This is a genomic window from Bacillus sp. FJAT-27001, assembly GCF_019039175.1.
GTDB classification, from domain to species: Bacteria; Bacillota; Bacilli; order Bacillales; family Bacillaceae; genus Bacillus; species Bacillus velezensis.
On sequence record NZ_JAHOAA010000003.1, the window covers coordinates 651351 to 677029 of the forward strand.

General features: G+C 46.0%; 31 protein-coding genes and 1 other RNA gene. 24 read left to right on the forward strand and 8 right to left on the reverse strand.

Features of this window, described 5'->3' with window-relative positions; translation table 11 throughout:
• Window positions 1–163: 163 nt before the first annotated feature.
• The 5 genes from BGM27_RS13450 to BGM27_RS13470 are packed head-to-tail and all read left to right on the forward strand — an operon-like array spanning window position 164 to window position 4453.
• Window positions 164–877, forward strand: coding sequence for a lantibiotic protection ABC transporter ATP-binding protein (locus BGM27_RS13450; RefSeq protein ID WP_007409980.1), 714 nt, complete (start codon window positions 164–166; stop codon window positions 875–877).
• Window positions 874–1608 (forward strand): lantibiotic immunity ABC transporter MutE/EpiE family permease subunit, encoded by a 735-nt coding sequence (locus tag BGM27_RS13455; protein ID WP_007409981.1) that lies wholly within the window; start codon window positions 874–876, stop codon window positions 1606–1608. Before BGM27_RS13450 ends, BGM27_RS13455 begins: the two co-directional genes overlap by 4 nt.
• The gene (locus BGM27_RS13460; protein WP_007409982.1) at window positions 1605–2375 is read left to right on the forward strand and encodes a lantibiotic immunity ABC transporter MutG family permease subunit; all 771 of its coding nucleotides are present in this window, start codon (window positions 1605–1607) and stop codon (window positions 2373–2375) included. Before BGM27_RS13455 ends, BGM27_RS13460 begins: the two co-directional genes overlap by 4 nt.
• 21 nt (window positions 2376–2396) lie before the next feature.
• Complete coding sequence (locus BGM27_RS13465; RefSeq protein ID WP_007409983.1) at window positions 2397–3059, forward strand: response regulator transcription factor; 663 nt, start codon at window positions 2397–2399, stop codon at window positions 3057–3059.
• Window positions 3050–4453: a sensor histidine kinase gene (locus BGM27_RS13470; protein WP_007409984.1), complete on the forward strand. Its 1404-nt coding sequence runs from the start codon at window positions 3050–3052 to the stop codon at window positions 4451–4453. Before BGM27_RS13465 ends, BGM27_RS13470 begins: the two co-directional genes overlap by 10 nt.
• Before the next feature lie 84 nt (window positions 4454–4537).
• Here BGM27_RS13470 and BGM27_RS13475 read toward each other — a convergent pair whose 3' ends face one another.
• From BGM27_RS13475 to rghR, 3 genes are all read right to left on the reverse strand, one after another.
• Complete coding sequence (locus tag BGM27_RS13475) at window positions 4538–4855, reverse strand: catDE operon transcriptional regulator CatR (protein ID WP_003151672.1); 318 nt, start codon at window positions 4853–4855, stop codon at window positions 4538–4540.
• 81 nt (window positions 4856–4936) lie between these two features.
• Window positions 4937–5368, reverse strand: a complete 432-nt coding sequence (locus BGM27_RS13480; RefSeq protein ID WP_003151674.1) for a helix-turn-helix domain-containing protein — start codon at window positions 5366–5368, stop codon at window positions 4937–4939.
• 24 nt (window positions 5369–5392) lie between these two features.
• Complete coding sequence (gene rghR / locus BGM27_RS13485; protein ID WP_007409985.1) at window positions 5393–5803, reverse strand: transcriptional repressor RghR; 411 nt, start codon at window positions 5801–5803, stop codon at window positions 5393–5395.
• A gap of 195 nt (window positions 5804–5998) precedes the next feature.
• Here rghR and BGM27_RS13490 point away from each other — a divergent pair, with 195 nt between their 5' ends.
• The 6 genes from BGM27_RS13490 to ssrA all read left to right on the forward strand — a co-directional run bounded on the left by BGM27_RS13490 (window position 5999) and on the right by ssrA (window position 10889).
• Window positions 5999–6184, forward strand: coding sequence for a helix-turn-helix domain-containing protein (locus BGM27_RS13490; protein WP_087920807.1), 186 nt, complete (start codon window positions 5999–6001; stop codon window positions 6182–6184).
• A 123-nt stretch (window positions 6185–6307) separates the two neighbouring features.
• Entirely contained in the window at window positions 6308–6538 is a 231-nt protein-coding gene (secG, locus tag BGM27_RS13495) for a preprotein translocase subunit SecG (protein WP_003151681.1), read from the forward strand.
• A gap of 118 nt (window positions 6539–6656) precedes the next feature.
• Window positions 6657–7397: an alpha/beta hydrolase gene (locus tag BGM27_RS13500; protein ID WP_007409986.1), complete on the forward strand. Its 741-nt coding sequence runs from the start codon at window positions 6657–6659 to the stop codon at window positions 7395–7397.
• Window positions 7398–7415: 18 nt separating this feature from the next.
• Entirely contained in the window at window positions 7416–9749 is a 2334-nt protein-coding gene (gene rnr / locus BGM27_RS13505; RefSeq protein ID WP_007409987.1) for a ribonuclease R, read from the forward strand.
• A gap of 139 nt (window positions 9750–9888) precedes the next feature.
• Window positions 9889–10359: an SsrA-binding protein gene (gene smpB / locus BGM27_RS13510; protein ID WP_003151688.1), complete on the forward strand. Its 471-nt coding sequence runs from the start codon at window positions 9889–9891 to the stop codon at window positions 10357–10359.
• 167 nt (window positions 10360–10526) lie between these two features.
• Window positions 10527–10889, forward strand: a transfer-messenger RNA (tmRNA) gene (ssrA, locus tag BGM27_RS13515).
• 994 nt (window positions 10890–11883) lie between these two features.
• Here the strand turns inward: ssrA and BGM27_RS13520 are convergent.
• A complete protein-coding gene (locus BGM27_RS13520) occupies window positions 11884–12537 on the reverse strand; it encodes a hypothetical protein (RefSeq protein WP_007409991.1) in 654 nt (217 codons plus the stop codon).
• A 181-nt stretch (window positions 12538–12718) separates the two neighbouring features.
• Here BGM27_RS13520 and BGM27_RS13525 point away from each other — a divergent pair, with 181 nt between their 5' ends.
• On the forward strand, window positions 12719–13024 hold the full coding sequence (locus tag BGM27_RS13525) for a barstar family protein (RefSeq protein WP_007409992.1): 306 nt from the start codon (window positions 12719–12721) through the stop codon (window positions 13022–13024).
• Between the two features lie 114 nt (window positions 13025–13138).
• Complete coding sequence (locus tag BGM27_RS13530; RefSeq protein WP_020954320.1) at window positions 13139–13933, forward strand: SDR family NAD(P)-dependent oxidoreductase; 795 nt, start codon at window positions 13139–13141, stop codon at window positions 13931–13933.
• Between the two features lie 38 nt (window positions 13934–13971).
• On the opposite strand, the gene BGM27_RS13535 is transcribed toward BGM27_RS13530, so the two are convergent.
• Window positions 13972–14862 carry a LysR family transcriptional regulator gene (locus BGM27_RS13535; RefSeq protein WP_007409994.1) on the reverse strand — a complete coding sequence of 297 codons (891 nt, stop codon included), beginning with the start codon at window positions 14860–14862 and terminating at the stop codon, window positions 13972–13974.
• 151 nt (window positions 14863–15013) lie between these two features.
• Between BGM27_RS13535 and BGM27_RS13540 the strand changes: the two genes are divergently transcribed.
• Genes BGM27_RS13540 through BGM27_RS13585 form a run of 10 tightly spaced genes read left to right on the forward strand, consistent with a single transcriptional unit; the run spans window position 15014 to window position 22246 of the window.
• Window positions 15014–15553, forward strand: a complete 540-nt coding sequence (locus BGM27_RS13540; RefSeq protein WP_003151702.1) for a GNAT family N-acetyltransferase — start codon at window positions 15014–15016, stop codon at window positions 15551–15553.
• The gene (locus BGM27_RS13545) at window positions 15550–16362 is read left to right on the forward strand and encodes an amino acid ABC transporter substrate-binding protein (protein WP_007409995.1); all 813 of its coding nucleotides are present in this window, start codon (window positions 15550–15552) and stop codon (window positions 16360–16362) included. Before BGM27_RS13540 ends, BGM27_RS13545 begins: the two co-directional genes overlap by 4 nt.
• A gap of 25 nt (window positions 16363–16387) precedes the next feature.
• A complete protein-coding gene (locus BGM27_RS13550; RefSeq protein WP_007409996.1) occupies window positions 16388–17200 on the forward strand; it encodes an amino acid ABC transporter substrate-binding protein in 813 nt (270 codons plus the stop codon).
• Between the two features lie 22 nt (window positions 17201–17222).
• On the forward strand, window positions 17223–17945 hold the full coding sequence (locus BGM27_RS13555) for an amino acid ABC transporter permease (protein WP_007409997.1): 723 nt from the start codon (window positions 17223–17225) through the stop codon (window positions 17943–17945).
• Window positions 17946–17960: 15 nt separating this feature from the next.
• Window positions 17961–18668: an amino acid ABC transporter permease gene (locus BGM27_RS13560; protein WP_007409998.1), complete on the forward strand. Its 708-nt coding sequence runs from the start codon at window positions 17961–17963 to the stop codon at window positions 18666–18668.
• Window positions 18665–19444, forward strand: coding sequence for an amino acid ABC transporter ATP-binding protein (locus tag BGM27_RS13565; protein WP_007409999.1), 780 nt, complete (start codon window positions 18665–18667; stop codon window positions 19442–19444). The genes BGM27_RS13560 and BGM27_RS13565 overlap by 4 nt, the downstream gene beginning before the upstream one ends.
• Window positions 19441–20448: an LLM class flavin-dependent oxidoreductase gene (locus BGM27_RS13570; protein ID WP_020954319.1), complete on the forward strand. Its 1008-nt coding sequence runs from the start codon at window positions 19441–19443 to the stop codon at window positions 20446–20448. Before BGM27_RS13565 ends, BGM27_RS13570 begins: the two co-directional genes overlap by 4 nt.
• An 11-nt stretch (window positions 20449–20459) precedes the next feature.
• Window positions 20460–20747 carry a glutaredoxin family protein gene (locus BGM27_RS13575; RefSeq protein WP_007410001.1) on the forward strand — a complete coding sequence of 96 codons (288 nt, stop codon included), beginning with the start codon at window positions 20460–20462 and terminating at the stop codon, window positions 20745–20747.
• On the forward strand, window positions 20744–22072 hold the full coding sequence (locus BGM27_RS13580; RefSeq protein ID WP_007410002.1) for an LLM class flavin-dependent oxidoreductase: 1329 nt from the start codon (window positions 20744–20746) through the stop codon (window positions 22070–22072). The genes BGM27_RS13575 and BGM27_RS13580 overlap by 4 nt, the downstream gene beginning before the upstream one ends.
• Window positions 22073–22246: a hypothetical protein gene (locus tag BGM27_RS13585; protein WP_007410003.1), complete on the forward strand. Its 174-nt coding sequence runs from the start codon at window positions 22073–22075 to the stop codon at window positions 22244–22246.
• A 20-nt stretch (window positions 22247–22266) separates the two neighbouring features.
• Here BGM27_RS13585 and BGM27_RS13590 read toward each other — a convergent pair whose 3' ends face one another.
• The 3 genes from BGM27_RS13590 to BGM27_RS13600 are packed head-to-tail and all read right to left on the reverse strand — an operon-like array spanning window position 22267 to window position 24689.
• Complete coding sequence (locus BGM27_RS13590) at window positions 22267–23052, reverse strand: amidohydrolase family protein (protein WP_007410004.1); 786 nt, start codon at window positions 23050–23052, stop codon at window positions 22267–22269.
• A gap of 3 nt (window positions 23053–23055) precedes the next feature.
• On the reverse strand, window positions 23056–23472 hold the full coding sequence (locus BGM27_RS13595) for a carboxymuconolactone decarboxylase family protein (protein ID WP_007410005.1): 417 nt from the start codon (window positions 23470–23472) through the stop codon (window positions 23056–23058).
• Window positions 23472–24689 carry an MFS transporter gene (locus BGM27_RS13600; protein WP_007410006.1) on the reverse strand — a complete coding sequence of 406 codons (1218 nt, stop codon included), beginning with the start codon at window positions 24687–24689 and terminating at the stop codon, window positions 23472–23474. The genes BGM27_RS13595 and BGM27_RS13600 overlap by 1 nt, the downstream gene beginning before the upstream one ends.
• A 103-nt stretch (window positions 24690–24792) precedes the next feature.
• Here BGM27_RS13600 and BGM27_RS13605 point away from each other — a divergent pair, with 103 nt between their 5' ends.
• Window positions 24793–25644, forward strand: a complete 852-nt coding sequence (locus BGM27_RS13605; protein ID WP_007410007.1) for a helix-turn-helix transcriptional regulator — start codon at window positions 24793–24795, stop codon at window positions 25642–25644.
• The last annotated feature ends 35 nt before the right edge of the window (window positions 25645–25679 follow it).

Sequence of the window (25679 nt, forward strand, 5' to 3'; positions counted from 1 at the left end):
CAGCCCGGTGAAAAAACAAAAAAGAAAGCTGATCGTACGCTCAGCCTCATGAAAAAAAGCATTCTTCCGCGTGAAGGATGCTTTTTTTTGATTTCTTGATTAAATTTTGATAACTGCGCTGTAAAGTCTTACTTATCAAATAACAAAGCAGAGGGGTAATCAAATGAGCAACATCATAGAAACGAGACAGCTGCAAAAATCATTCGGCAGACAACAGGCAGTGGCTGATGTGTCTCTATCAGTAAAACGCAACAGTATATACGGCCTGCTCGGTCCGAACGGCGCGGGAAAATCAACGACACTTAAAATATTGACCGGAATCTTGCAGCAAACATCCGGCGAGGTTCTGTTCGACGGACATACATGGAAGCGCGAAGATTTGAAAAGCATCGGTTCCCTGATTGAAGCGCCGCCGCTTTACAGCAACCTGACAGCCGCTGAAAATCTGAAAGTCCGCTGCGTGATGCTCGGACTGCCTGATTCAAGAATTGCGGAAGTGCTGGAAATCACGGGATTAACGGGAACCGGAAAAAAGCGCGCCGGACAATTTTCTATGGGAATGAAGCAGCGTCTCGGCATTGCGTTAGCATTATTAAACCGTCCGTCGCTCTTAATTCTTGATGAGCCGACAAACGGATTGGACCCGATGGGAATTCAGGATTTGCGGGAATTTATCCGCTCTCTGCCCGGACAGGGAATGACGGTTATTTTATCTAGCCACCTGTTATCAGAAGTCGAGCAGATCGCAGACCATATCGGAATCATCAGTGACGGCGTTTTAGGATATCAGGGAGAAATCAGCCGGGAAGACGATCTGGAGCGGCTGTTTCTGGAGGTAGTCAAATCAACACGGGAGAAAGCGGGGACAGGGAAATGATTCAGTACATGCAGGCGGAACATCTTACATCTAAAAGAACATTTATCAGAAAGCTGATCATTCTGATTCCGCTTCTGAACACGGCTTTTTCTTTTCTGCTGAATGCCGCCTATTTTATGACGGGCACGTTCAATTGGTGGGCGGTTATTTTCATGCCGCTCATGATTGCTCTAATGTGCGGTTTATCTGTTAAAAAAGAGAAAAAATCTGCGAATGACCGTGCGGTGTACTCACTGCCGGCTGACTTGAAGAGCATATGGTTCTCAAAAATAAGCTTGATCGCGCTGTATTCACTCCTGTCGCAAATCGTCTTTTTAGTCATCATGTTTTTGCTTGGCCTTATGTTTCCGGCAATTGCTGCGGTTCAGCTGAAAGGTATTGAAGCAAGCTCCCTTTTGTGGCTGTCTACGCTTTGGGAAATTCCGTTCTGTTTATGGATTGCCAGACAGTTCGGGTTTACGGCAGTCATCCTCATGAATATGATCGCCGCCTTTGTTTTAGGCATTGTGCCGGCGTCAGGTTCATTGTGGTGGCTGAGTCCATGGAGCTGGTCAGTCCGGGTGATGTCACCGATTCTCGGGATCCATCCGAACGGAATTCCGCTTCCTGCAAACAGCGGCTTATTAAACGGAAACGTGATCATTCCGGCTATTATTCTTTCTATTCTTTCTTTTATCGCGGTAAGTTTTGTTTCCGCCGTGTCTTTTTCAAAAGGGGGAAACCGGTCATGACCGTGCTTTTACGATATATGTGGGCCGATGTATTAAAAATGAAGCGCACGCCGCTCATATGGATGCATGCTGCGGCGCCGGTTTTATGCGCGGGATTTTTCCTGTTGTATATGTATGGAAGGGTTCAGGAGCCTTATATGCTGTACAGTGTGTTTTTCAGCGCGATTGCCGTTTTATACCCTTTAATCATCAGTATTGTCTGCGGCATGTCTGCCTCGGTTGAGGAACAGGCGGGCCATTTTCAGATGATGCTGGCGGTCCCGCATTCTAAAATCATCAGTTTTGCGGGCAAGCTGCTTTTGCTGCTCCTATTGAATGTGTTATCGGTAGGTCTCGCCATCTGTCTTTATTTGGCGGGGATGAAATTTGTTCTTCACATCAATGATCTCCCGTATCTTCTCTTTTTAAAAGGAGGGGCGTGGCTGATTGCCGGCAGTATTCCGCTTTATATGATGTCTTTTTTTGTCGGCATAAAGTACGGCATGGGACCGTCCGGGCTTTTAGGGGGAGCGGGTTTATTAATGACGGCGCTCATGAATACGGGACTTGGCGATACCATCTGGCGTTTTTTCCCGTGGGCATGGAGCGTACGGCTTTCAGGCCTTGCAGGACTGCTGCATTTTGACAAAGTCAAAAAAGAGTTCCTCCCTTATGTAAGATACGATATGAGATTCGGAGAAATAATGTTATATTTTTCTATAGTGATATTATGTCTGGCCGGCCTCTATTGGTGCAGAAGATGGGAAGGGCGGCGTTCATATGAATAAAGGCAAGGAGCGATTCGGCCGGTGGCAAACATTTTAGCAATTGATGATGAAAAAGATATTCTCGTTCTGATCAGAAACATTTTACAGCGTGATCAGCATACAGTAACGATTCTGGAAAAAGCGGAGGATCAGTCATTGGATTTTTTTCAAGGCTATGATTTGATTCTTCTTGATATCATGATGCCCGGAACGGACGGGATTGAACTCTGCCGGCGGATTCGCCCGCTGGTGGACAGCCCGATCCTGTTTTTAACGGCAAAGTCTGACGAAGAATCCATTGTGAAAGGCCTCATGACAGGCGCTGATGATTACATCACAAAGCCGTTCGGCGTACAGGAATTGATGGCAAGGGTAAACGCGCATGTCAGAAGGGAACGGCGGGAAAAGCATCAGACGAAACGGCTGATATCAGGCTTCATGTTTGATTTTGACAATAAAGAAGTATGGATTGATGACCGGAAACTGCCTCTTACGAAAAACGAATATAAAATCGTTGAATGTCTGGCACAGCATAAAAACAGAACATTCTCACGGGAGCAGATTTACGAGGAAGTGTACGGCTTGGACGGCGATGCGCTCTATTCAACCATTACGGAGTTTATCAGAACCATCCGGAAAAAATGTAAAGAACACGGGGCTGATCCGATCAAAACGGTGTGGGGTGTCGGATACAAATGGGAATAGCAAAAGGAAAATCCAGCATCCGCAAAGAGCTTGTCAAATTTACGATCACACTGTGTCTGAGCACGATGGGGGTGGCGGCATTATGTGTCGCCTTAAATGCCATTGCTATGAATGCCGGAGCGATCCTGCCCGCAAACTACAGCGAGCATGAGGCGGAACAGATCAAACCCCGCCTGAAATCAGCGGAAAAGATAACAGAAGACATGATCCCCGCAGGTATGACATACGCCGTTTTTGATAAAAAAACAAAGCGGATGACAAAAGGAACGATGACGGAACAAGATGCGGCCAACGCGAGAAAAAAGATTCAGCATCAGCCGTATTTTAATTATGCTCAAAAAGGATTCATGGTGATAAATCGGAAAGATGAATACGGCGTTCTCCAATATTCACTCAGGTCGGAATTTCAGTCGCCGCTGTTAAGGCGCTATCTGCCGAATTATGAATGGACGGGTCTTACGATTCTGATCACTTTGCTTCTTTTGACCGTTTTTATCGTGACGACGCGTTTCGCCAATCAGCTGAGACGGCATTTCAGCACACTCAGCTCCATTACGGCAAGCATTCAAAAACAGAATTTAAATATCAATCCAAAAAGGTCGCGTATAAAAGAATTTGACGATGTCATTGACTCTCTGCTGAAAATGAAAGACGCGCTTCAGGCATCTTTGGCAGCGCAGTGGGAGGCGGAGCGGATAAAGAAAGAACAAATCGGCGCGCTTGCGCATGATATTAAAATTCCGGCAACGATTATTAAAGGAAATGCCGAGCTGCTTCAGTTAACAAAGCCTGATGAGGAGCAGGCGGAATATGCGCAGTATATTCTGGATGCCGGAAACAAAATCGAGCATTATGTCGGACAGCTGATTCAGCTTTCTAAAGCGGAGGAGGCAGTTGCCGTTCATGTGGAATATACCGATCTCAAAGAGTGGATTCAAAACATATATCGTGACGCGGCGGCGCTTGCGGGGCCGAAGCAGATTGATCTCGTCCTCAGCGAACGGGGAATTGACAGAAAAGAAGCGCCGATCGATCATGAGCTGCTCCACAGGGCGGTCATGAATATCGCGGCAAATGCCGTCGACTATACGCCGGAAGGAGGGGAAATCCGTGTGGACGTCCTGTGCACCGATTCCGCCCTCCATCTTGCCGTATCCGACAGCGGAAGCGGGTTCTCGCCGGAAGCGCTGAAAAGAGCGACACAGCTTTTTTACACGGAGGATAAAAGCAGACATTCGGCGGGGCATCACGGCATGGGGCTTACATTCGCCCATCATGTCGTACATCTTCACCACGGCGAATTAATACTTGAAAATCAGGAGTCTGGAGGAGCCCGGGCGGAGATTCGAATTCCGCTGGAAGGCGTCAGACAAAAACAAGCCCTGCACGCCTGAGGGCTTGTTTTTCTGTTTAAGAAAAGCAAAAATAAAAACGGCTGTCCGTTTGAGAGATCAGCCGCTTATGCGGAAAAGAGTTTATCAGGAAGGATCAATCCATGTTGAAGACCACTTGGAAATTTCCTCTAAAATAGGGGCTAATGCGCAGCCTTTTTCCGTTAAAGAATACTCAATGCGGACAGGCGTTTCGGGGATAACATCCCGTTTGATGACACCTTCTGTTTCAAGTTCTTTCAGACGTTCTGACAAGACTCTTCCGCTTAAATTCGGAAGCGCCGCTTCAATTTCGCTAAATCGCTGCTGTCCGTTCAATAACTGAAAGACGATTAGAGCCACCCAGCGTTTACTTAGGATGTCGACCGCTTTTTCGAATCTGGGGCACATTTCTGATTGGTTCATGCTTTTTCACCTCGTCTTCTGCTATTATACCGCAAAATCGGAGGGAACGTACGTCTGGCGCTTGTTAAGTTGAGGAGAGGATCAAAAAGAGGATGAGGAATCCGGGGAGCGTTTTTTCGCTTCAGCCGCAATAAAATCAAAGTATTTGCTGACGCTTTCAATATCTTCTTTTGTGAAGTGCTGCCACTTTTTGCTGTCAAACAGCGGCAGATGCTCCGCGCCTCTGTCAACGGCGGTCTGATAGATGGCGCAGATGGATTGATAGCTTTCGGAGGTTTCGCGGATTTCTTCCTGAAATGCCTTGATGTGTCCGGCCCGCGCCATTAACTCCTCGTACGGAATTTTTAATGTGTCCGCCAATTTTCTGATGGTCGCGGGTTTAGGAATGCCGCGGTGCCCGTTTTCAATTCTGGAAATGGTCGCCGAGCTGACGCCGGAATAGACGGCAAGCTGATTGACGGTAAGCTTCCGGGCGCGGCGCAGCTCTCTTAATTGCTTTCCGAATGTGTTCAATAAGATCGCCTCACATGTGCAAAGTCATGAGTCTTCATTTGTTCTTTTTTTGGCTTCAGCCGATAAGAACGCAAAGTATTTATCAAGCAGAACCAAGTCTTCTTTCGACAGGTGCCGCCAGTTCTCCCGCTCCAATAGGGATAAATCATGCAGCTCATACGTTTCGGCTTTTTCCAGCAAGGTGCAGCCCGTGTCGTACGGGGCTCTCGTTTCCTGGACGGTCTCTATGTATCCCGCCGTCTTCATCAGTTCCTCATACGGGATTTTTAACGCATCTGCGAGCTTTTTAATGGTTGCAGGTTTCGGCACCCCGCGTTTGCCGTTTTCAATCCGCGAGATTCCCGCGGCGCTGACGCCTGAATACGTTGCCAGTTGGTTCACTGTCAGATGCCTTTTTTCCCGCAATGTCCGCAATTGTTTCCCGAAGCTTTCCACAGTCTCTCCCCCTCCCGCGGTCTATTTATATTCTAGTATGTTTATTGACTAAAGGGAATAGCTAGGCTGGAAAAGTATTGACAAAAGTTAACAAAAGCCGTATCTTATGTATAAGAAAGAAAGTATTTGACAGAACGGAAGGTGAAGAAAGTGGTCGAAAAGATACAGATCAGAAGAGATTATGTGCTGCAGTATATGGTCAATAATGACTACTCGTTAAACCAGCTCGCCCTGGAGATCGGAATATCTCCCGCCACACTGAGCCGTGTACTGAATGGAGAGCGGAGGCCGGGCCAGCTGGTCATCGGAAAAATGCTCTATTACTTTGACATGAAATTTGAAGATCTTTTTTACTACGACTTTGTTGACAAAAGTCAATGATGGTGGAAGATTCAAACGCATTTCCGTTTTTCTGACATGATGTGCACCGATACGGCGTGACATGCCTTTGTTTTTCATGTAAAATAGAAGCAATGTAGGCCAGTCAGTCTGGAGGTGTATGGGATGCACACATTATTGATTACCTTATTGGTCATCGTCAGTATTGCACTTATTATTGTCGTATTGCTTCAAACCAGCAAAAGCGCCGGTTTATCGGGTGCAATTTCAGGCGGGGCGGAGCAGCTTTTCGGAAAACAGAAAGCAAGGGGCCTTGATCTGATTCTTCACCGCACAACCGTTGTGCTGGCAGTCTTGTTTTTCGTGTTGACGATTTCGCTGGCGTATATCGTATAAGGCAATGTTTGTATAAGGTCTGATTTAATATCAGGCCTTTTTCTTGTTGAGAGACGGCGTTTGTTTCTCGCAAAACTGTGGAAAACTAAATTGAATGTGCAAAAAAGGGGTTATGAGCATGAAAATTGTGACACCAAAACCATTTACATTTAAAGGCGGAGACAAAGCGGTGCTTCTGCTGCACGGATTTACGGGAAATACGGCAGACGTCAGAATGCTCGGCCGCTACTTGAATGAGCGCGGCTACACTTGTCACGCGCCTCAATATAAAGGGCACGGCGTTCCGCCGGAAGAACTGGTACATACGGGGCCTGAAGATTGGTGGAAAGACGTCATGGACGGTTATGAATATTTACGGTCTGAAGGCTATGAAAACATTGCGGCCTGCGGACTGTCGCTTGGCGGGGTTTTTTCATTGAAATTGGGTTACACTGTACCCATAAAGGGAATTGTTCCTATGTGTGCGCCGATGCACATTAAAAGTGAAGAGGTTATGTACGAAGGAGTTCTCTCCTACGCGCGCAATTATAAAAAATTCGAAGGAAAACAGCCGGAGCAGATTGAAAAGGAAATGAAGGAGTTTGAAAAAACACCGATGAATACGCTCAAATCGCTTCAGGAGCTGATTGCCGATGTGCGCAAAAACGTCGACATGATCTATTCCCCGACATTTGTGGTTCAGGCACGGCATGACCATATGATTAATACAGAAAGTGCGAACATCATTTACAACGAGGTGGAAACGGACGACAAACAGCTGAAATGGTATGAAGAATCAGGTCATGTCATTACGCTCGATAAAGAACGGGACCTCGTTCATCAGGATGTGTACGAATTTTTAGAGAAACTCGATTGGTAACAAACAGGAGGTCGAATAATGGAAAAAGAAGCGTTTATGGACCGTCTTCTCGCGTTTATGAAGGAAGAGGCGTACAAGCCCCTTACCGTTCAGGAACTCGAGGAGATGCTGAACATCACGGAAGCAGATGAATTTAAAGAGCTGGTAAAAGCGCTGGTGGCGCTCGAGGAGACGGGACAGATCGTCCGCACCAGAAGCAACCGCTACGGGCTTCCGGAAAAAATGAATTTAGTAAAAGGAAAAATTTCCGCGCATGCGAAAGGATTCGCGTTTCTATTGCCGGAGGATACCTCTTTAAGCGACGTGTTTATTCCGCCGAATGAGCTGAATACGGCCATGAACGGCGATATCGTCATGGTGCGGCTCAATTCCCAGTCAAGCGGATCGAGACAGGAAGGCACGGTCATCCGCATCTTGGAAAGAAGCATCGACCGCGTCGTGGGCACATACACAGAAACGAAAAGCTTCGGTTTTGTCATCCCGGATGATAAGAAAATCACGAGTGATATTTTTATTCCGAAACATGCCAATAACGGCGCTGCGGAAGGCCATAAAGTCGTCGTCAAACTGACAAGCTACCCTGAAGGCAGAATGAACGCCGAAGGAGAAATCGTTGAAATACTCGGCCATAAAAATGATCCGGGCATCGATATTTTATCAATTATCCATAAGCACGGCCTGCCGGGAGATTTTCCGGCTGAAGCGATGGAGCAGGCAACAAGCACGCCCGATACCATCGATGAAAAAGACATCAAAGACCGCCGTGATCTCCGCGATCAGGTCATTGTCACCATTGACGGCGCGGATGCGAAGGATCTGGATGACGCCGTCACCGTGACAAAGCTTGATAACGGCAGCTACAAGCTCGGCGTTCATATTGCCGACGTCAGCCATTACGTCACGGAGAATTCCCCGATTGACAAAGAAGCGCTGGATAGAGGGACAAGCGTGTACTTGGTTGACCGGGTCATTCCGATGATTCCGCACAGACTGTCTAACGGAATCTGTTCTTTAAATCCGAAGGTCGACCGGCTGACGCTTTCCTGCGAAATGACAATCAACCAGCAGGGCCAGGTGACAGAGCACGAGATCTTCCAAAGCGTCATTAAAACGACGGAAAGAATGACCTATTCAGATGTCAACCAGATCCTCACAGAAGACGACGCCGAGCTGAAAGAAAGATATGAGCCGCTCGTCCCGATGTTTAAAGACATGGAACGTCTGGCCGAAATTCTCCGGGCGAAACGGATGGACCGCGGCGCCGTGGATTTTGATTTCAAAGAGGCGAAGGTGCTCGTCGATGAGGAAGGCGCCGTTAAAGACGTCGTCATCAGAGAGCGCTCAGTAGCGGAAAAGCTGATTGAAGAATTCATGCTTGTGGCAAACGAAACGGTGGCCGAGCACTTCCATTGGATGAACGTGCCGTTTATTTACCGGATTCACGAAGAGCCGAACGCCGAAAAACTGCAAAAGTTTCTGGAGTTCGTCACGACATTCGGTTATATCGTCAAAGGAAAAGCCGGAGACATTCATCCGCGCGCGCTGCAAAGCATTCTTGACGAAGTGCGGGACCGTCCGGAAGAAACGGTGATTTCAACCGTCATGCTCCGTTCCATGAAGCAGGCGAAATACGACCCGCAAAGCCTGGGCCATTTCGGGCTGGCGACTGAATTTTATACGCACTTCACATCGCCGATCCGCCGCTATCCTGACTTAATCGTTCACAGGCTGATCAGAACGTATTTGATCAACGGACAATCGGACGAAGCGACTCAAGAAAAGTGGGCCGAACGCCTTCCGGAAATCGCTGACCATACGTCAACGATGGAACGTCGCGCCGTTGATGCAGAGCGGGAAACGGACGATCTGAAAAAAGCGGAATATATGCTTGATAAAATCGGCGAGGAATTTGACGGCATGATCAGTTCCGTCACGAATTTCGGAATGTTTGTCGAGCTGCCGAATACGATTGAAGGGCTTGTGCACGTCAGCTTTATGACGGATGATTATTATCGTTTTGACGAGCAGCATTTCGCCATGATCGGCGAACGCACGGGCAACGTTTACCGGATCGGAGACGAAATCACGGTCAAAGTCGTCGACGTCAATAAAGATGAGAGAAACATCGACTTTGAAATTGTCGGCATGAAAGGCACCCGCCGTCCGAGAGAAACGACAGGCGACCGCAGAAAACGCGGCAGACCGGCGCGGAAACGCGTGTTAAACAGCAATACCCCGGCTTCACCGCCGAAATCGGAGGAAAAAGGGGAATGGTTTACAAAACCGAAGAAGAAAAAGAAAAAACGCGGTTTCCAAAACGCGCCGAAACAAAAACGCAAAAAGAAGAAGTAAATGCGAAAAGCAAATGGGGCAAAATGCTCTGTTTGCTTTCTTTCGCAAGCCGCATTTTCATTGTCGCGGAACGCTCCATTTGCTAAAATAAAGCGTATCGCACACATGAACGGTTTTTGCGGAGAGAGGAGGATAAGGCATGCCAAAAGGATCAGGCAAAGTATTATCACAAAACAAAAAAGCAAACCATGATTACTTTATAGAAGAAACCTATGAAACAGGCATCGTGCTGCAGGGGACGGAGATTAAGTCCATCCGCGCCGGCCGCGTAAACATGAAGGATTCCTTTGCGAAAATCGAGCGCGGCGAAGTGTTCCTCCACAATATGCACATCAGCCCGTACGAGCAGGGAAACCGCTATAACCACGACCCGCTCCGGACGAGAAAGCTTTTGATGCACAGGAAAGAAATCAATAAGCTGATCGGCCTGACGAAAGAGAAAGGCTATTCCCTCGTGCCGCTGAAGCTGTACTTGAAAAACGGCTTTGCCAAAGTGTTAATCGGCCTCGGAAAAGGGAAGAAAACATACGATAAACGCGAAGATTTAAAACGAAAAGACGCCAAAAGAGAAATCGAAAGAGCGTTCAGAGACAGACAAAAAGGCTTCTGATGCCTGAGCCTTGATGTGATAACTGCCGTATGCTATACTGTTCACACATCAGATTCACAGGCTGTTTATTGAAGACATTCCCAATTGAATTTGTCTGTGATCATGATATAATAACAGTACAGCCAGTTGAGCAAGAGCTTGATAGATCTCCCGTATACCCTTAACAAGGGGACGTTACGGATTCGACAGGGATGGATCGAGCTTGAGCTGCGAGCCGAGAGGCGATCTCGTTAACACGCACCTAAATATAACTGGCAAAACTAAAAGTTTTAACCAAAACTTAGCACTAGCTGCCTAATAAACGCAGCGAGCTCTTCCTGACATTGCCTATGTGTCCGTGAAGAGCACATCCAAGTAGGCTACGCTTGCGTTCCCGTCTGAGAACGTAAGAAGAGACTGACAGACTAGCTCTCGGAAGGCCCGCCCGCAGGCACGAAGACGAGTGAAACACGAAATATGCAGGCTACGCTCGTAGACGCTTAAGTAATCGATGTTTCTGGACGTGGGTTCGACTCCCACCGTCTCCATACATAACGCCAAACCACGCTGTTATCAAGGGTTTCAACACCCTCGGTAACAGCGTGGCAACATTTTGGCAACATTTTTTAAAATTCTTCGTTTTCTCCCTTTGTGCTGAAGGGAAGATGGCTTCGTGTTAATGCCATACCTCCATATCTGAATTCCTGTCGGTACATTTTAATTTCCCTTACTACTCACTCAATAATTAAAAGGATAATCTAAAAGATGATTTTTGTGCTGTATTTTGCTTTATCTTATCATTTTGTATTATCCATTCTTTATTTATCAATCTTCAATTTCATATATTTTGACAAATATTGAGTTGTCCATGAAATATAGTAAAGAGTAGAGAAAAAGCCAACAGAATTACTATGCTCTGGGTCTTTCTGTTTTCAGAATGAAATGAAAGATAGGGATTGAATTCGGAGTAGTTTCTTCAGTCTCATATATGGTTCTTCTGTTTAGATTTTAAATGAAATTGTTTTCTGCATAGAAAATTTTTCGGTTTATACTTGAAGTTAGTGAAGAGTATTAGCTATTTCGGGAATTACATACAATATAAACTAGGATTAATTCATGTTATCATTGTTTTATGGGAGGTGACGACATGAGTAAGATGAAGAAGGCTCAATGTACCAACCTAAACGAAAGATTAAGCACTTAACCACCAATAAGCATTTTTGATGAGCGAGGGAAAAATTTATAGTAAGGATTGAAAAGAGTAATTATTTTACTTTCAAGAATAGGGAGGGCAGATAATTGTTTTTTAAAACTAGTAGAAATACAGATGAAAAGAGCACTAATATAGCTTTTTATTCTTCATTCATCTATTGGTCAGGTTTTTTATTGATAAATAGTATCCTTGATTTTTTTAACAAGGGCTTAAAGATAAATTCACTTTTGTTATTAATAACAGGCTTAATAGTTTTTTTTGTTAGTGAATTTATATCAAAATGTATCAGAAAAATAAAAAATAAAAAAGTGTGAGCTTTCGCTCACACTTTTTTATTGAGATCTACAACTATATGTATTCGTTGCTCCTGAACCCATTTTTGTAATAATAATGCCTTTTCCTTTAGAATTACAGGCATTTATAGCACCCATACCTAAAAGCGGTACCGCACCTAACATTAATGTAAGTGCAGTTGGGCTTTTAGCAAAAATTTTAGCTATAGCTGTAGCTGTACCCCAAAATCCACTATTAATTCCAATAGCAGCACTCAATTGTCTTATTTGTGAGTTGCTAATTTTATATTCTTTATAGTTTATAACTCCCATTGTTGTTACCATGTGTTCGACAGGTTTAATAACTTCACTTCTATTTAATTCGTCAACATACTCTTTGAATATAATCAAAGCGTCATTGCCTGTCAAAGAAGCAGATGTTTGATTTTCATAATTTACAATAGTATCATACAGGGTTTTTGCTGCTAAACTTAGTTGACTTATTTCTTCTGGAGAATTAGATGATAGATTTTTCATATCCAATTTCTCATCTAATTCATTGATAGCATCAACTAATACTGCGGTGTTTTTTTCATCTTTTCCTGATACAGTTATCGTGTCATTTTCTGACGTTTTTGTGATGGCTAAAGTGCTTATAGGAAAAATGCTAAATAAAAGCACTAGCGATAATAGAAAAACAAAAGATTTTTTCATCTGTCTATAACCCTCCTTATAAGATTTAATTAAATCCTAACAATAATACATAATAAAGTAAATAACTAGAATATTAATTTCTCCTTAACAAGTTTGAGGTGAGTTATAATAACGGGTTGATGGTAACGGATAAAGGTGTATCTTGCTAAATATAATGCCGAAAAATAAAGGGGGTATTTGAATGATAGTTGTCATCATAGACGGAAAAGATGTTACAAGCACAGAAGCTTTACACCGAATCTTAAAAGATCAATTAGATTTCCCGGACTTTTATGGTGAAAATCTGAATGCCTTATGGGATTGTCTGACAGGCTGGATCGAACTTCCGCTGACTTTGGTGTGGAAGAATTTTGACATCAGTCAGAAGGAATTGGGTTCGGATGCTGATAATGTATTAAGGATATTAAAAAAGGCTCAGGCAGAATTAGATGGTGAATTTTTCATTCAAATCGATCAGCCGTCAGCCGGGACAACGGACAGGCACTAAAAAGTGCGTACTTCCCCTCATCTATTTTTCTATCCGATAATAGGGACGGAAGGTTTCAGGCTTTCGATTTCAGTCCATATATAAGAAGAGACTTGCGATAGGGAGGAATGGATGATGGATTTGCAGTTGAAAGGGAAGACGGCGCTTGTGACGGGATCTACGTCAGGCATCGGGAAGGCGATTGCGGCTTCGCTGATTGCAGAAGGTGCGGCCGTGATCATTAACGGCCGCCGTGAAGAAAAGGTGAACGAAACGATCCGGGAACTAGAGAAACAGACGCCGGATGCCCGTCTCTATCCGGCCGCATTTGATTTAGGTACGGCGGAAGGATGCGGGGCGATTTTTCAGCAGTATCCGGATGTGGATATTCTCGTCAACAATTTAGGAATCTTTGAACCTGCGGAATACTTTGATATTCCTGACGAAGAGTGGCTCCGGTTTTTCGAGGTGAATATCATGAGCGGCGTGAGGCTGACACGCCGGTATACAAAGCGGATGATTGAACGGAAGGAAGGGCGGGTGATTTTTATCGCGAGTGAAGCGGCCGTCATGCCTTCTCAGGAAATGGCCCACTACAGCGCCACGAAAACGACGCAGCTGTCGCTGTCACGCAGTCTGGCCGAGCTCACGGAAGGGACGAATGTGACGGTGAATACGGTCATGCCGGGCTCCACGAAAACAGAGGGCGTCGAAACGATGCTGGAGTCGCTTTATCCCGGTGAAAACCTGACAGCGGCTGAAGGAGAGAGACGATTTATGAAGGAGAATCGTCCGACGTCGATCATTCAGCGGTTGATCCGTCCGGAAGAAATCGCTCACTTTGTCGCCTTTTTAAGCAGCCCGCTGTCGTCTGCCATTAACGGATCTGCATTGCGGATCGACGGCGGCTTGGTGCGGAGCATTATATAATATGAACGTAAAAAAACCCCCGTAAAGCGGGGGTTTTTTTAATGCGGATCACGCTGAAACCGGCTGATGATCCTGCTGATTAAATCTTTTGTGGCGGAGTCAAAATGCTCTTCTTTTTGGTTTGTCAACAGCCCGACCGGCGGTGAAATTGTTAAGTTATGGATCGGAATGACCTTCGTGCCCTCGATCGGTTCTGAGTGCGCCGTCGCCGTAAAGATTGAGACGCCGATATTTTCCCTGACATAGTATTGGTGAGCCATGCTGCTGGTCAGCTCCATTTTTCGATAGCGGCTGCCGATGGCCCGCTGCAGGTGCTGTTCAATTTGAATCCGGATCGGGCAATTGGCGGGCGTAAAAATCAGGCATTCATTTTCTAAGTCTTCGAGATTGACGCTTGTTTTGGCGGCAAGGGGATGTCTGTCGGACACGATGACATTGAGCGAGTCATGGAAAAACGGATCGAAGTAATTTTCCAGAATCAGCTCCGGCTCGCCGCATACCGCAAAATCAATGGCGCCCTCCAGCAGTTTGCGGCTGCATGTATTGGCGTCATCCACGCTGACATTGACCGACATGTCAGGATAATCATCTAAAAACCCCCGCAGCACGGCAGGGAAGATCAGGCTTGCCGTCGGTTCGGATATGCCGATCTGAATAAGGCCGGCCTGCCCCTGTCTGATGTCGGCCAGAGTATGGTCAAGCACCTCGTATTGCGCGAGAAGCTGCCCGGCCCGCTCATGAAACAGCCGCCCCGCCCTTGTCAGCTTCAGCTTCTTTCCCCGTTCAAACAGCTGCGCGCCTACATCCTGTTCCAGCTGTTTAATCCGCATTGAAATCGTCGGCTGTGAGTAGTTAAGAATTTCGGCGGCTTTATAAAAGCTGCCTGACTGTACGATCGTATGGAACGTTTTAATGGTGCGTAATTCCAACGAAATCCCCTCCCGGCTGTTCATTAATTTTCTTGAACCTTTCCTTTACTTTTTTTGATTAGTCAAATAAATCAGTTTGCTTTATAGTATAAACAATCAAAGCTTAGTAAACAAATTGGAATTATATATTTTTGCAGGGAGAGTGACCGAAATGAGTGAAGACATATTTCGATTGGCTGAGAAAAAGGATGCGCCGGAGTTTTTAGAGCTGCTGTACAGCGCGTTTCAGCCGATCCGCAATTTGGAGATTGACTGGCCGTCGGCGCGGGCCGACATCGATATGGTAACAGAAAATATTGAAAATCATTCAGCCGTCGTGCTCGAACGGGACGGACGGCTTCTTTCAACCATTACGATCCGTTTTCCGTGGGAGAGTGACACGCCTCCGTCAAAATATCCGTTTGTCTGGTGGTTTGCAACGCTTCCTGAGCTGAAGGGGCAGGGCATCGGCAGCAAACTTTTGACTTATGTGGAGGAACACGTGCTGCGGGATACGCTGAAGGCCCCGGCCATCACGCTCGGCACTTCGGCGCGCAAGCATCCCTGGCTTGTAGATATGTACAGACGGAGGGGGTATGAAGTGTATTTTGAGCAGGAGAAAGACGGAGACATCGGAGTCATGATGAGAAAGGTGCTCATACCGGAGCGGTTTGACGCGTCGCTGTTAGGCACACCGAGCTGGGCGCAATGATAAAAAAACGGATCAGAGCCGGCTGTCTGCTTCTGCTGCTCGGCGTGCTGGCCGGGTGCGGGCAAGGAGAAAGCACAAAAGCGGGGAGCGGCGTGCAGACCGTCATTGTCGGCACGGGAACTGATTTTCCGAACATTGCTTTTATGGATGAAAAAGGCGAGCTGACCGGCTATGACATTGAAGTGATAAAAGCCATTGATAAACAGCTGCCGCAATACAAATTTGTCTTTAAGACGATGGATTTTTCGAATCTGCTTACAAGTCTAGGAAACCGGAAAATTGACGTGATCGCGCACAATATGGCGAAAAATAAGGAACGGGAGAAACGCTTTTTGTATCACAAAATCCCGTATAACTACTCGCCGATGTACATCACGGTGAAGGCGGATAATGACGCGATACACACGCTCCGGGATTTAAAAGGGAAAACCGTCATCGTCGGCGCGACGTCAAACGCGGCGGATTATATGACGGCATACAACAAAACCCACGGCAGCCCGATACATTTGAAATACGCCGGGCAGGGCAGCAATGATACAGCAAACCAAATGGAGACGGGACGCGCTGACGCCACCGTATCCACGCCGTTTGCCGTCGATTTTCAAAATAAGACGCACGCGTTCAAACAAAAAACGGTCGGTGATGTGCTGCTGGATACCGAGGTGTATTTTATGTTCAATAAAAACAGCCAAACCCTGGCGGACGATACGGATCGGGCGATTCAAAAGCTTGAGAAGGACGGCACATTGAAAAGACTGAGTGAAAAATGGCTCGGCGCGGATTATTCAAAATCAAGTTTCACGAAATAATTGAAGCAGAAAACGGGGCGATCACATGAAAATAAGATTGGCGGTCATGTCATTAACAATTGCCGCAACGGCGGCGTTATCAGCCTGCGGCGCGGGCGGGGAGGCGGCATCAGGAAATCAGAAAAACGTGAAGAACATTACGGTCGGCACCGGCACTCAATTTCCGAATATTTGCTTTATTGATGATAAAGGCAAATTGACGGGCTACGACGTTGAGCTGGTGAAAGAGCTTGACAGGCGCCTGCCGGACTATCGTTTCACTTTTAAAACGATGGATTTCTCCAACCTGCTTGTCAGCCTCGGCCAGCATAAAGTCGATATGGTAGCCCATCAAATAGAGAAAAGCGCCGAACGGGAGATTAAATTTCTGTTCAATCAAGTCGCGTATAACAACTTCCCGCTGAAAATCACGGTGCTTCAAGATAACGGGAACATTCACGGCATTGAGGACTTGAAAGGAAAGCGGGTCATTACAAGTCCGACGTCAAACGGCGCGCTTGTGCTGAAAAAATGGAATGAAAAACACGGCAGTCCGTTTGAAATCGCTTATGCCGGCCAAGGCTCCAACGATGCGGCCAATCAGCTGAAATCCGGCCGCGCCGATGCGACGATTTCTACGCCGTTTGCCGTCGATTTCCAAAACAAAACGAGCGCGATCAAAGAAAAAACGGTCGGCGGGGTGCTGTCAAATGCCAAAGTGTTCTTTATGTTTAACAAAAATGAACAAACGCTGAGTGATGACATTGATAACGCCCTGCAGGAAATCATTGATGACGGCACGCTTAAAAAGCTGAGTGAAAAGTGGCTCGGCGCGGATTATTCAAAGGAGCAATATTAAGTGAAAAAGAGAGGGATCGGCAATGGAAAAAGCGTTTGATATCAGTATGATCGCGTCCTTTGTGCCGACATTGCTCGGTTATTTGCCCGTCACGCTGTATATATTGGCGGTGTCTTTGCTGTTCGGCTTTCTATTGGGGCTGCTTTTGGCGCTGCCCCGCATCTATCGCATTCCCGTTTTGAATCAGTTTGCGAAGCTGTATATCTCTTTTTTCAGAGGAACGCCCATCATGGTGCAGCTGTTCATTGTATTTTACGGTATTCCGGCGCTCACGGCGCTCGCCGGGATTGATACCTCCAAAATGGACCCTTTGTATGCGGCCATCGCCACGTATGCGCTGAGCAGCGCGGCAAGAGCGGCCGAAATCATCAGGGGAGGTGTGAACAGCGTCGACCGCGGGCAGGCGGAGGCGGCTTTCAGCATCGGGCTGAACGGGGGGCAGACATTCCGGCGCATCATTCTGCCGCAGGCGCTTGTGCAGGCCTTTCCCAACATCGGAAATATGGTGATCGGTTTCTTAAAAGATACATCACTCGCTTTTTCGATCGGGGTGATGGATATGTCGGGCAGAGGACAGACCTTGATTACATCGAGCAATCATTCTTTAGAAGTGTATATCTCGCTTTCTGTTCTGTATTATGCGGCCGCCCTTTTATTTGAATGTGTCTTCAGATGGGCCGAAAAACGAATCAAGAAAGATGAGACGCGCCTTGTGACGGTTTTTGACATGAGCGCGCACGGCTGAAAAGGAGGGAGAACAGTGGAGCTGGACATTCCATTTATCGGCACTGCGATCAAACAAATGATGAAAACCGTTCCGCTTACATTGGCGATGACGGTCATTCCGATTATTGCCGGATTTTTCATAGCTCTCGGCAATATCACGGTGCGTATATTCCGCATCAAATGGCTGCTGGCCTGCTCAGCGTTTTACGTGTCTTTTTTCCGCAGCACCCCGGCGATTCTCCATATTATGCTGATTTATTTAGGGGTTCCGCTGATTGCCGATCAATTCAGCCGCGCGTTTCATCTCGGCTGGTCGGCCAATCAGATTCCGGTCGCCGTGTTTGTCATCATGGCACTGTCATTAACGGCAGGCGCTTATATGACGGAAATTCTCCGATCCGGGATCATGGCCGTCGATACGGGGCAGGCGGAGGCGGCATATTCAATCGGCTTGACGCGGGGCCAGATGATTCGGCGTGTGGTTCTGCCGCAGGCGTTCATGATATCGCTGCCGAACTTCACCAACATAGGCATCGGCTTTTTGCATACCACTTCCATCGCGGCCATTGTTGCGGTGCCTGAAATTACAGGAACGGCGACGATTGCGGCATCCGATAACTATGCATTTCTGGAAGCATTTATCGGGGCGGCCGTGATTTATTGGGGATTAACGGTGATTCTCGAAGCTGTAAACAGTCTGGCGGAAAAAAGGGCAGCCAGATATCAAGGAGGCGCATTATGATCGAAATCCGAAACATTCAGAAACATTTTGGCAGTCATCACGTGCTAAAGGGGATCAATTTAAGTGTCCGGAAAGGAGAAGTCGTGACCATCATCGGCCCGAGCGGTTCCGGGAAAACCACTTTTCTGCGCTGCCTTAATTTACTTGAGCGGCCGGATGAGGGCGCCATTTCGCTGCACGGTGAAGTCATTAACTGCAAAAAGCCTGCCAAAAAAGACATTCTCAGACTGAGGAAACAGACGGCGATGGTTTTTCAGCAATATCATTTGTTTTCGCATAAAACGGCGATTCAAAATGTTATGGAAGGCCTGACGGTCGCAAGGAAAATGAAAAAAACAGATGCGTACGCCATTGCCGAGCGGGAACTGGCCAAGGTGGGGCTTCAGGATAAATTGCACGCCTATCCGAATCAGCTGTCGGGAGGACAAAAGCAGCGGGTCGGAATTGCCAGGGCGCTTGCCATTCATCCTGATGTGATGCTGTTTGATGAACCGACCGCAGCCCTCGATCCGGAGCTTGTCGGCGAGGTGCTCGAGGTGATGCTTAACATTGTGCGGACCGGCGCCACCATGATCATTGTCACACATGAAATGGAATTCGCCAGAAAAGTGTCCGACCGAATTGTGTTTATGGATGAAGGAGCAATCGTGGAACAAGGAACGCCTGAGGAAGTCTTTTACAAGACGAAAAAAGAAAGAACGAAGAAGTTCCTCCGCCGCGTGCTGCCTGATTACGGTTATGACATAAAAGAGCGCATAAAGGAGCCTGTCGTATGATTCGTTTAAGCATTTTAGACCAAAGTGTCACCGCGGAAAACCAAACCGCAGAAGAAGCCTTGCGGCAAACGGTGAAATTGGCTCAGGAGGCTGAACAATACGGATATGACCGTTTCTGGGCGGCGGAGCATCATAACAATGAAGAGATAGCGGGATCAGCGCCGGAAATTGTTCTGGGGTATCTTGCCGCAAGCACGAAAAAAATCCGTCTCGCATCCGGCGGGGTGATGCTGCAGCATTACAGTCCTTATAAAGTGGCGGAGCAGTTCCGGGTTTTGTCCGCTCTTGCTCCCGGCCGTGTGGCGCTTGGTGTCGGCAAAGCGCCCGGCGGATTTCAGCTGTCAACCGATGCGCTGCAGCGGGAGCTTATCCAGCCCGCACGTTTATTTGAAGATAAGCTTGAGGAGCTGACTCATTTCATCCGAAATGATTTTCCGGACTCGCACCGCTACGCGTCATTGCGGCCGACGCCGCATACTGAGTATGCGCCTGACATCTTTTTGCTCGGCGGCAGCGCGGAAAGCGCGATATCCGCGGCCAAACTCGGCATTTCCTTCGTTTTCGCCTATTTCATAAACGGTGAAGAGGCTGCGTTAGAAAAAGCGCGCCACGCCTTTGACGAGCATCTGCCGAAAGGATCGAAGGCGGAATTTCACCTTGCGCCGATGGTATTTACCGCGCATACAAAAGCAGAAGCGGAAAAACACGTCGTATCGCGTGAGTCGGTCAAAATCATTCTCGAAGACGGCAAAAAGGTGAATGTCGGTTCCCGGGAACAAGCGGAAGCGTTTCTTGAACAAGTCATGCAGCCATATAAGCTGATTACACAAAAGACGGGTGTGATTGCCGGGACAAAAGAAGAGACTGCCGCCGAGCTGCGACGATTATCCGTTCAGTACAGCATTACTGATTTTGTGATTTTGTCGCCTATCAAAAACGCTGAGGAAAAACGATTGTCTTACCGGCTGTTAAGCGAAGCGGTGCAGCCGGCCCCACAATTATAGGAGGGATGAACATGAGTCATGAAGTAAACTTAGTGGTCTGGAGCAAACAGGGCTGCTCCTATTGCGATGAAGTGAAAGGATATTTGCGGGAAAAAGCCGTTGCATACGAAACAATTGATGTGACAGAGCGGGACGAATTGCGTGACGTGCTGCAGATGAAATACGGCATCCGTCATGTCCCCGTCGTTGAAATCGGCAGCGGTGACAGCCGTGTGTATCAGGCCGTTACTCAAGTCGGCATTGAACATGTAGAACGGGCGCTTGCCGATTACGAGGGGAAAAAGGGGGAGAGAAAATGAGCCGGACGGATCTTATTCAATTCGGAGCCATGATTCACGGTGTCGGCGGCACAACGGACGGCTGGCGTCATCCCGACGCCGATCCGACAGCAAGCACGAATGCGGCGTTTTACGGGCAAAAAGCGCAGACTGCTGAAAGAGGGCTGTTCAGCTTTGCTTTTATTGCGGACGGCTTGTTCATTTCTGAAAAGTCCATCCCGCATTTCTTAAATCGGTTTGAGCCGATCACTATTTTATCGGCGCTTGCCGCCTCTACAACCCATCTTGGTTTAATCGGCACATTTTCCACATCGTTCACTGAGCCGTTCACCATCGCAAGACAGCTGATGTCTCTTGACCATATCAGCGGCGGCCGGGCGGGCTGGAATCTCGTCACCTCTCCGCAGGCGGGAGCCGCGCGCAATCACAGCAAAGAAAGCCTTCCCGACCACAGCCGGCGCTATGCCATCGCCCAGGAACATGTGGACGTGGTGCGCGGTCTGTGGAATTCCTGGGAAGAAGATGCCTTCGTCCGCAACAAAGAAACCGGGCAGTTTTTTGACCCTGACAAACTGCATCGCCTGTATCACAAAGGCGAGTATTTTCAAGTGGAGGGCCCGCTGAATATCGGCCGGTCCAAACAGGGAGAGCCGGTCGTATTCCAAGCAGGGTCTTCAGAAACCGGCCGGTCGTTTGCCGCGAGGAATGCAGATGCAGTCTTTACGCACTCCAATTCACTTGAGGAAACGAAGGCTTTTTATGATGATGTGAAGAAGCGGGCGGCGGATTACGGCCGGGACGCTTCCAAGCTGCGGATTTTTCCGGGAATCAGTCCGATTATAGCCGGCTCACAAGAAGAAGCGGAAGCGAAATACCAAGAATTCGCCGAGCTGATTCCGATAGAGAACGCCGTTAAATATGTGGCCAGATTTTTTGACGATTATGATCTGAGCCGTTTTCCGCTGGATGAGCCGTTCCCTGATTTGGGCGACGTCGGGAAAAACGCGTTTCAAAGCACGACAGACCGTATCAAAAGGGAGGCGAAAGCCCGGAATCTTACGTTGCGTCAAGTGGCGCGCGAAGCCGCATTTCCGCGAACCAACTTTATCGGGACACCGGAACGTGTGGCATCATTAATAGAAACATGGTTTCAGCGGGAAGCGGCGGACGGATTTATTATTCATTCTGACATCCCGGGCATGCTTGAAGCCTTTGTGGATCAAGTCATACCGATCCTCCAGGAAAAGGGGCTGTACCGAAAAAGCTATCCGGCCGATACACTGCGGGGGAATCTCGGATTGGATATTCCGGTCTGTAAATCAAATCCGATTTTGAGCAGAAACTAAATGTTTCTGCTTTTTCCGCTGCTTGTCATTCCCGTCATTAAAGGGATCCCGCCAGCATTTTGGATAAGAAAAGAGCCGATTTACCCCGTTAAGAGTAAATCGGCTCTTTATTATTTAAAAGACGTAAGGAATGAAAACCTGCTGAATGCAATCCTTCAAACTTATATTCCCTAAGAAATTGTTATAAAAATAAGTTAAATCTTTAAGAGGTTAGCAATATTTCCGCCTAGTACTCGTTGTACGACTTCTTCACTTGAAGCATGGCGTTCAACTGCCAACTTATTTAGGAATGGATCACCATATGGAAAATCAGAACTAAATAAAGTTTTCTCTGGGAGTTCTTTTATAGCCAAAGATAATGCATAGGTTGTATAAAATGCAGAAATATCCAGGTAGGCGTTCTTTGTTTCTTTTGTTAATGCAATAACTTGCTGCCAATGAATCCCTCCCAAATGGCCATAGATTACAGGGACAGTGGGATATTTACGAGTTAAAGCGAACAATTCCTGAATATCATTTAAATTGAGTGGATGGAATGTATGTACCCAAATCGGAAAGGAATTATAATCACTAGCTGCCTGGAATACAGGCTCAAGCATTTTAATTTGGCCTGAACCAAGGGTGAATTCTCCAAGTCCCTTCATTTTATAATCTTTTACAATCTTCTCAACCCAATCATGCAGTTCTCCGGAGGAACTTAAAAGGGGAACTGATCCAAATCCAATAAAACGGTCAGGATATTTTGCGATAGCATCCCTTAATTCTTCTAGAGCTTTTACTCGTGCTTCTAGGGGGTTTATCTCGTTATTTAAAATTTGATTCAGTACATCCATTTCCTGAATAAATTCATCGTAGCTTTCACTTTTTTCTGGATGAACAAGCGTAGAGAATAAAATAGTTTTATCTATCCCGCTTGAATCCATCATTTCAATGTGTTTTTCTACAGGTAGAACTACGTGGGCATGACTATCAATGATCATTTTTTACTCTCCTTCCAATAAATTGGCTGACAGCTGATTTCGTCTTTTAGAAAATACTTCAGTAGCTATTGTTAAAATGGTATTTAATGCGACAGGAAAGCCTGCATAAATTAACATTTGCATCATAGCTTCCACAATTTCTTCTTCGGTCCATCCGACATTTAAAGCTCCGTTAATATAAAACTTTAATTGTTCTGTATTTCCTAAAGCAGTTAGACCAGCAACTGCTGCAAGAAGGCGGGATTTTAAATCTAATCCTGGTCTGGAAAAAATTTGACCGTAATTAAATTCCACAGCCAAAGTTCCCAAGTCAGGTGCTGCTGAATCTTTAAAACTGTTCACGATATTTTGATAGTTGTGCGGATCTATTTTTGATAGAACTTCCAATCCCTTTTTGTAGTTTTCTGTATTTTCAGACATTAGATATGACTTCCTTTCTCGAATTCTCTATTTTTTACTGGTCTTTTTTTAGGTAAGCTAAATAAGGAACTAAAAGCAATACCTATCATGAGTATCCCAACTGTACATACTCCATACCAATGCCATTTGCTCCAAGCAAGTACACCTAGATATGATCCTAAAGATCCGCCTAAGAATGTAGATACCATGTATAAACCATTTAATCTGCTTCTCTTTTCAGGAGATAGTTGAAAGATAGCAGCTTGACAAGCAACTTGATTTGCTTGCGTGCCAACTGTTACTAATAGTGCGCCAAGAATTAATCCCGGTAACCAATATCCTAAGAATATTAAGGTCAGAAAAGCGATTAAAGAAATAAACATACATAAGGTATTAGCAAATTTTGATCCTTTTTTATCGATCACCCGGCCAATCATGGGAGTTGCAAAGGCTCCAGCTATTCCCACTAAACCTATTAAACCTGCCGCGGTGCTCCCATAAGAATACGGAGAAGTATTTAATAAAAAAATAAGAGTTGTCCAGAAGGCACTAAAGGAACCAAACATCATTCCTTGACTCAGGCAAGCTTTTTGCAACACTTTTTCTTTTTTAAATAACGGGCCTAAAGATGCAAGTAATGTTTTATACTGCATTGCATGATTTCCTTTGCTTTTTGGAAGATACATTGCCATTAAAATGATCATTATCATTGTGCCAGCAAAAGAAGCCCAATACATTGATCTCCATCCAAAATGGGAATCTGCAAAACCACTGATAAATCGAGCGCCTAAAATCCCACACACTAAGCCAATGGCAACATTCCCTAACACTTTTCCTCTGTTCTCTTCTGAAGCTAAATTAGCAGCAAGAGGAACAATAATTTGAGGGACTATGGTAACAAATCCAAGAATTAAGTTTGCTGCAATCAGCCACGTTACATTCATTGATAAAGCAGTTGCGGCTAAAATTATACATACAATAGATAATAAACTTAGGATCAATTTTCTCCGTTCAAAAATGTCACCTAATGGTACCAATAAAAGATTTCCCAATGCATATCCCACTTGAGTTAAAGTTGCTACAATTCCTATATAGTTTTCAGAAACGTGAAAAGTATTTGCCATACTGACTAAGAGCGTTTGATTTAAATAGACATTAGCTACTGTAAAACCACATGCTGCAGCCATGAGGAGAACTAATCCTTTTGGGAAAGGCTCAGCCCTATTTTTGAAAACCATAAAACTCACCTCCTTCATTTATTAGAATAGATGAAGGTTTATAATGGGAATAGGAGTGTGTTTATCCTATTATTAAAACTACTACTTATAAGGGGAGAAGTTCATGTTAAGTGACAAAGAAAGAAGGAAAGAACTAGGGGATTTCTTAAAAACACGACGGGCGCGATTATCTCCTCAAGACTTTGGTTTACCTATTGGTCCGCGCAGAAAAACAGAAGGACTGCGCCGAGAAGAAGCAGCTCAGCTGGCAGGAATAGGAGTAACCTGGTATACATGGTTAGAGCAAGGGCGTGATATACAGGTATCTTCAGACGTATTGGAGGCTATTTCGCGTGTATTCAGGTTAAATGAAGAGGAAAAAGAGCATCTATTTTTATTAGCAAATCGGCCATTGCTATCTAAGGTGGGAAGACCTCTCGTTGAAAGTGTAAATAGCGTCCTGAAAAATGTATTGAGTCAATTAGAATACTGCCCTACATATGTAACCGACGAAAAATTGAACATAGTAAGCTGGAATAAAGCTGCTGCCGTGGTTTTTGGTGACTTTAATAAAATGAATGATCGAGATCGTAATGCAGTCTGGCGTTGCTTTACGTCTAAAGAATACCGAGACCTCTTTCTTAATTGGGAAGATCATGCGCAACGCTTGATTGCTCAATTTCGTTTAGCCTATACACGTTTTGTCGGTGATGAGTGGTTTAAAGATATCATTAAAGAACTTACCAATAAGAGCCCTGAGTTTCGTAATTGGTGGTCCAAACATGAAGTTCTAGGTACTCCTTGCGGCAAAAAAACACTGCTGCATCCTTTAGTTGGAGAAATGATTATGGATCATATTACTCTTCAAGTGTACGATGCCCCTGAACTAAAATTAACCATTTACCAACCTCGCCAAGAAGGTGAAACAGAACAGAAAATGAAGCATTTGTTAAACTGGCAAGCAGACCTGCAATAAAAGAGTGTGATAAATTCGAACGTATGAAGCGGAAT

Excerpts from the sequence above, each read along its gene's own strand:
- BGM27_RS13455 (WP_007409981.1), top strand. The coding sequence starts at position 874 with ATGATTCAGTACATGCAGGCGGAACATCTTACATCTAAAAGAACATTT.
- smpB (WP_003151688.1), top strand. The coding sequence starts at position 9,889 with ATGCCAAAAGGATCAGGCAAAGTATTATCACAAAACAAAAAAGCAAAC.
- secG (WP_003151681.1), top strand. The coding sequence starts at position 6,308 with ATGCACACATTATTGATTACCTTATTGGTCATCGTCAGTATTGCACTT.
- BGM27_RS13470 (WP_007409984.1), top strand. The coding sequence starts at position 3,050 with ATGGGAATAGCAAAAGGAAAATCCAGCATCCGCAAAGAGCTTGTCAAA.
- BGM27_RS13490 (WP_087920807.1), top strand. The coding sequence starts at position 5,999 with ATGGTCAATAATGACTACTCGTTAAACCAGCTCGCCCTGGAGATCGGA.
- BGM27_RS13550 (WP_007409996.1), top strand. The coding sequence starts at position 16,388 with ATGAAAATAAGATTGGCGGTCATGTCATTAACAATTGCCGCAACGGCG.
- BGM27_RS13545 (WP_007409995.1), top strand. The coding sequence starts at position 15,550 with ATGATAAAAAAACGGATCAGAGCCGGCTGTCTGCTTCTGCTGCTCGGC.
- BGM27_RS13475 (WP_003151672.1), bottom strand. The coding sequence starts at position 4,855 with ATGAACCAATCAGAAATGTGCCCCAGATTCGAAAAAGCGGTCGACATC.
- BGM27_RS13520 (WP_007409991.1), bottom strand. The coding sequence starts at position 12,537 with ATGAAAAAATCTTTTGTTTTTCTATTATCGCTAGTGCTTTTATTTAGC.
- BGM27_RS13570 (WP_020954319.1), top strand. The coding sequence starts at position 19,441 with ATGATTCGTTTAAGCATTTTAGACCAAAGTGTCACCGCGGAAAACCAA.
- BGM27_RS13600 (WP_007410006.1), bottom strand. The coding sequence starts at position 24,689 with ATGGTTTTCAAAAATAGGGCTGAGCCTTTCCCAAAAGGATTAGTTCTC.
- BGM27_RS13500 (WP_007409986.1), top strand. The coding sequence starts at position 6,657 with ATGAAAATTGTGACACCAAAACCATTTACATTTAAAGGCGGAGACAAA.
- BGM27_RS13565 (WP_007409999.1), top strand. The coding sequence starts at position 18,665 with ATGATCGAAATCCGAAACATTCAGAAACATTTTGGCAGTCATCACGTG.
- BGM27_RS13585 (WP_007410003.1), top strand. The coding sequence starts at position 22,073 with ATGTTTCTGCTTTTTCCGCTGCTTGTCATTCCCGTCATTAAAGGGATC.
- BGM27_RS13555 (WP_007409997.1), top strand. The coding sequence starts at position 17,223 with ATGGAAAAAGCGTTTGATATCAGTATGATCGCGTCCTTTGTGCCGACA.
- BGM27_RS13605 (WP_007410007.1), top strand. The coding sequence starts at position 24,793 with ATGTTAAGTGACAAAGAAAGAAGGAAAGAACTAGGGGATTTCTTAAAA.
- BGM27_RS13450 (WP_007409980.1), top strand. The coding sequence starts at position 164 with ATGAGCAACATCATAGAAACGAGACAGCTGCAAAAATCATTCGGCAGA.
- rnr (WP_007409987.1), top strand. The coding sequence starts at position 7,416 with ATGGAAAAAGAAGCGTTTATGGACCGTCTTCTCGCGTTTATGAAGGAA.
- BGM27_RS13575 (WP_007410001.1), top strand. The coding sequence starts at position 20,460 with ATGAGTCATGAAGTAAACTTAGTGGTCTGGAGCAAACAGGGCTGCTCC.
- BGM27_RS13460 (WP_007409982.1), top strand. The coding sequence starts at position 1,605 with ATGACCGTGCTTTTACGATATATGTGGGCCGATGTATTAAAAATGAAG.
- BGM27_RS13595 (WP_007410005.1), bottom strand. The coding sequence starts at position 23,472 with ATGTCTGAAAATACAGAAAACTACAAAAAGGGATTGGAAGTTCTATCA.
- BGM27_RS13580 (WP_007410002.1), top strand. The coding sequence starts at position 20,744 with ATGAGCCGGACGGATCTTATTCAATTCGGAGCCATGATTCACGGTGTC.
- BGM27_RS13525 (WP_007409992.1), top strand. The coding sequence starts at position 12,719 with ATGATAGTTGTCATCATAGACGGAAAAGATGTTACAAGCACAGAAGCT.
- BGM27_RS13530 (WP_020954320.1), top strand. The coding sequence starts at position 13,139 with ATGGATTTGCAGTTGAAAGGGAAGACGGCGCTTGTGACGGGATCTACG.
- BGM27_RS13590 (WP_007410004.1), bottom strand. The coding sequence starts at position 23,052 with ATGATCATTGATAGTCATGCCCACGTAGTTCTACCTGTAGAAAAACAC.
- BGM27_RS13540 (WP_003151702.1), top strand. The coding sequence starts at position 15,014 with ATGAGTGAAGACATATTTCGATTGGCTGAGAAAAAGGATGCGCCGGAG.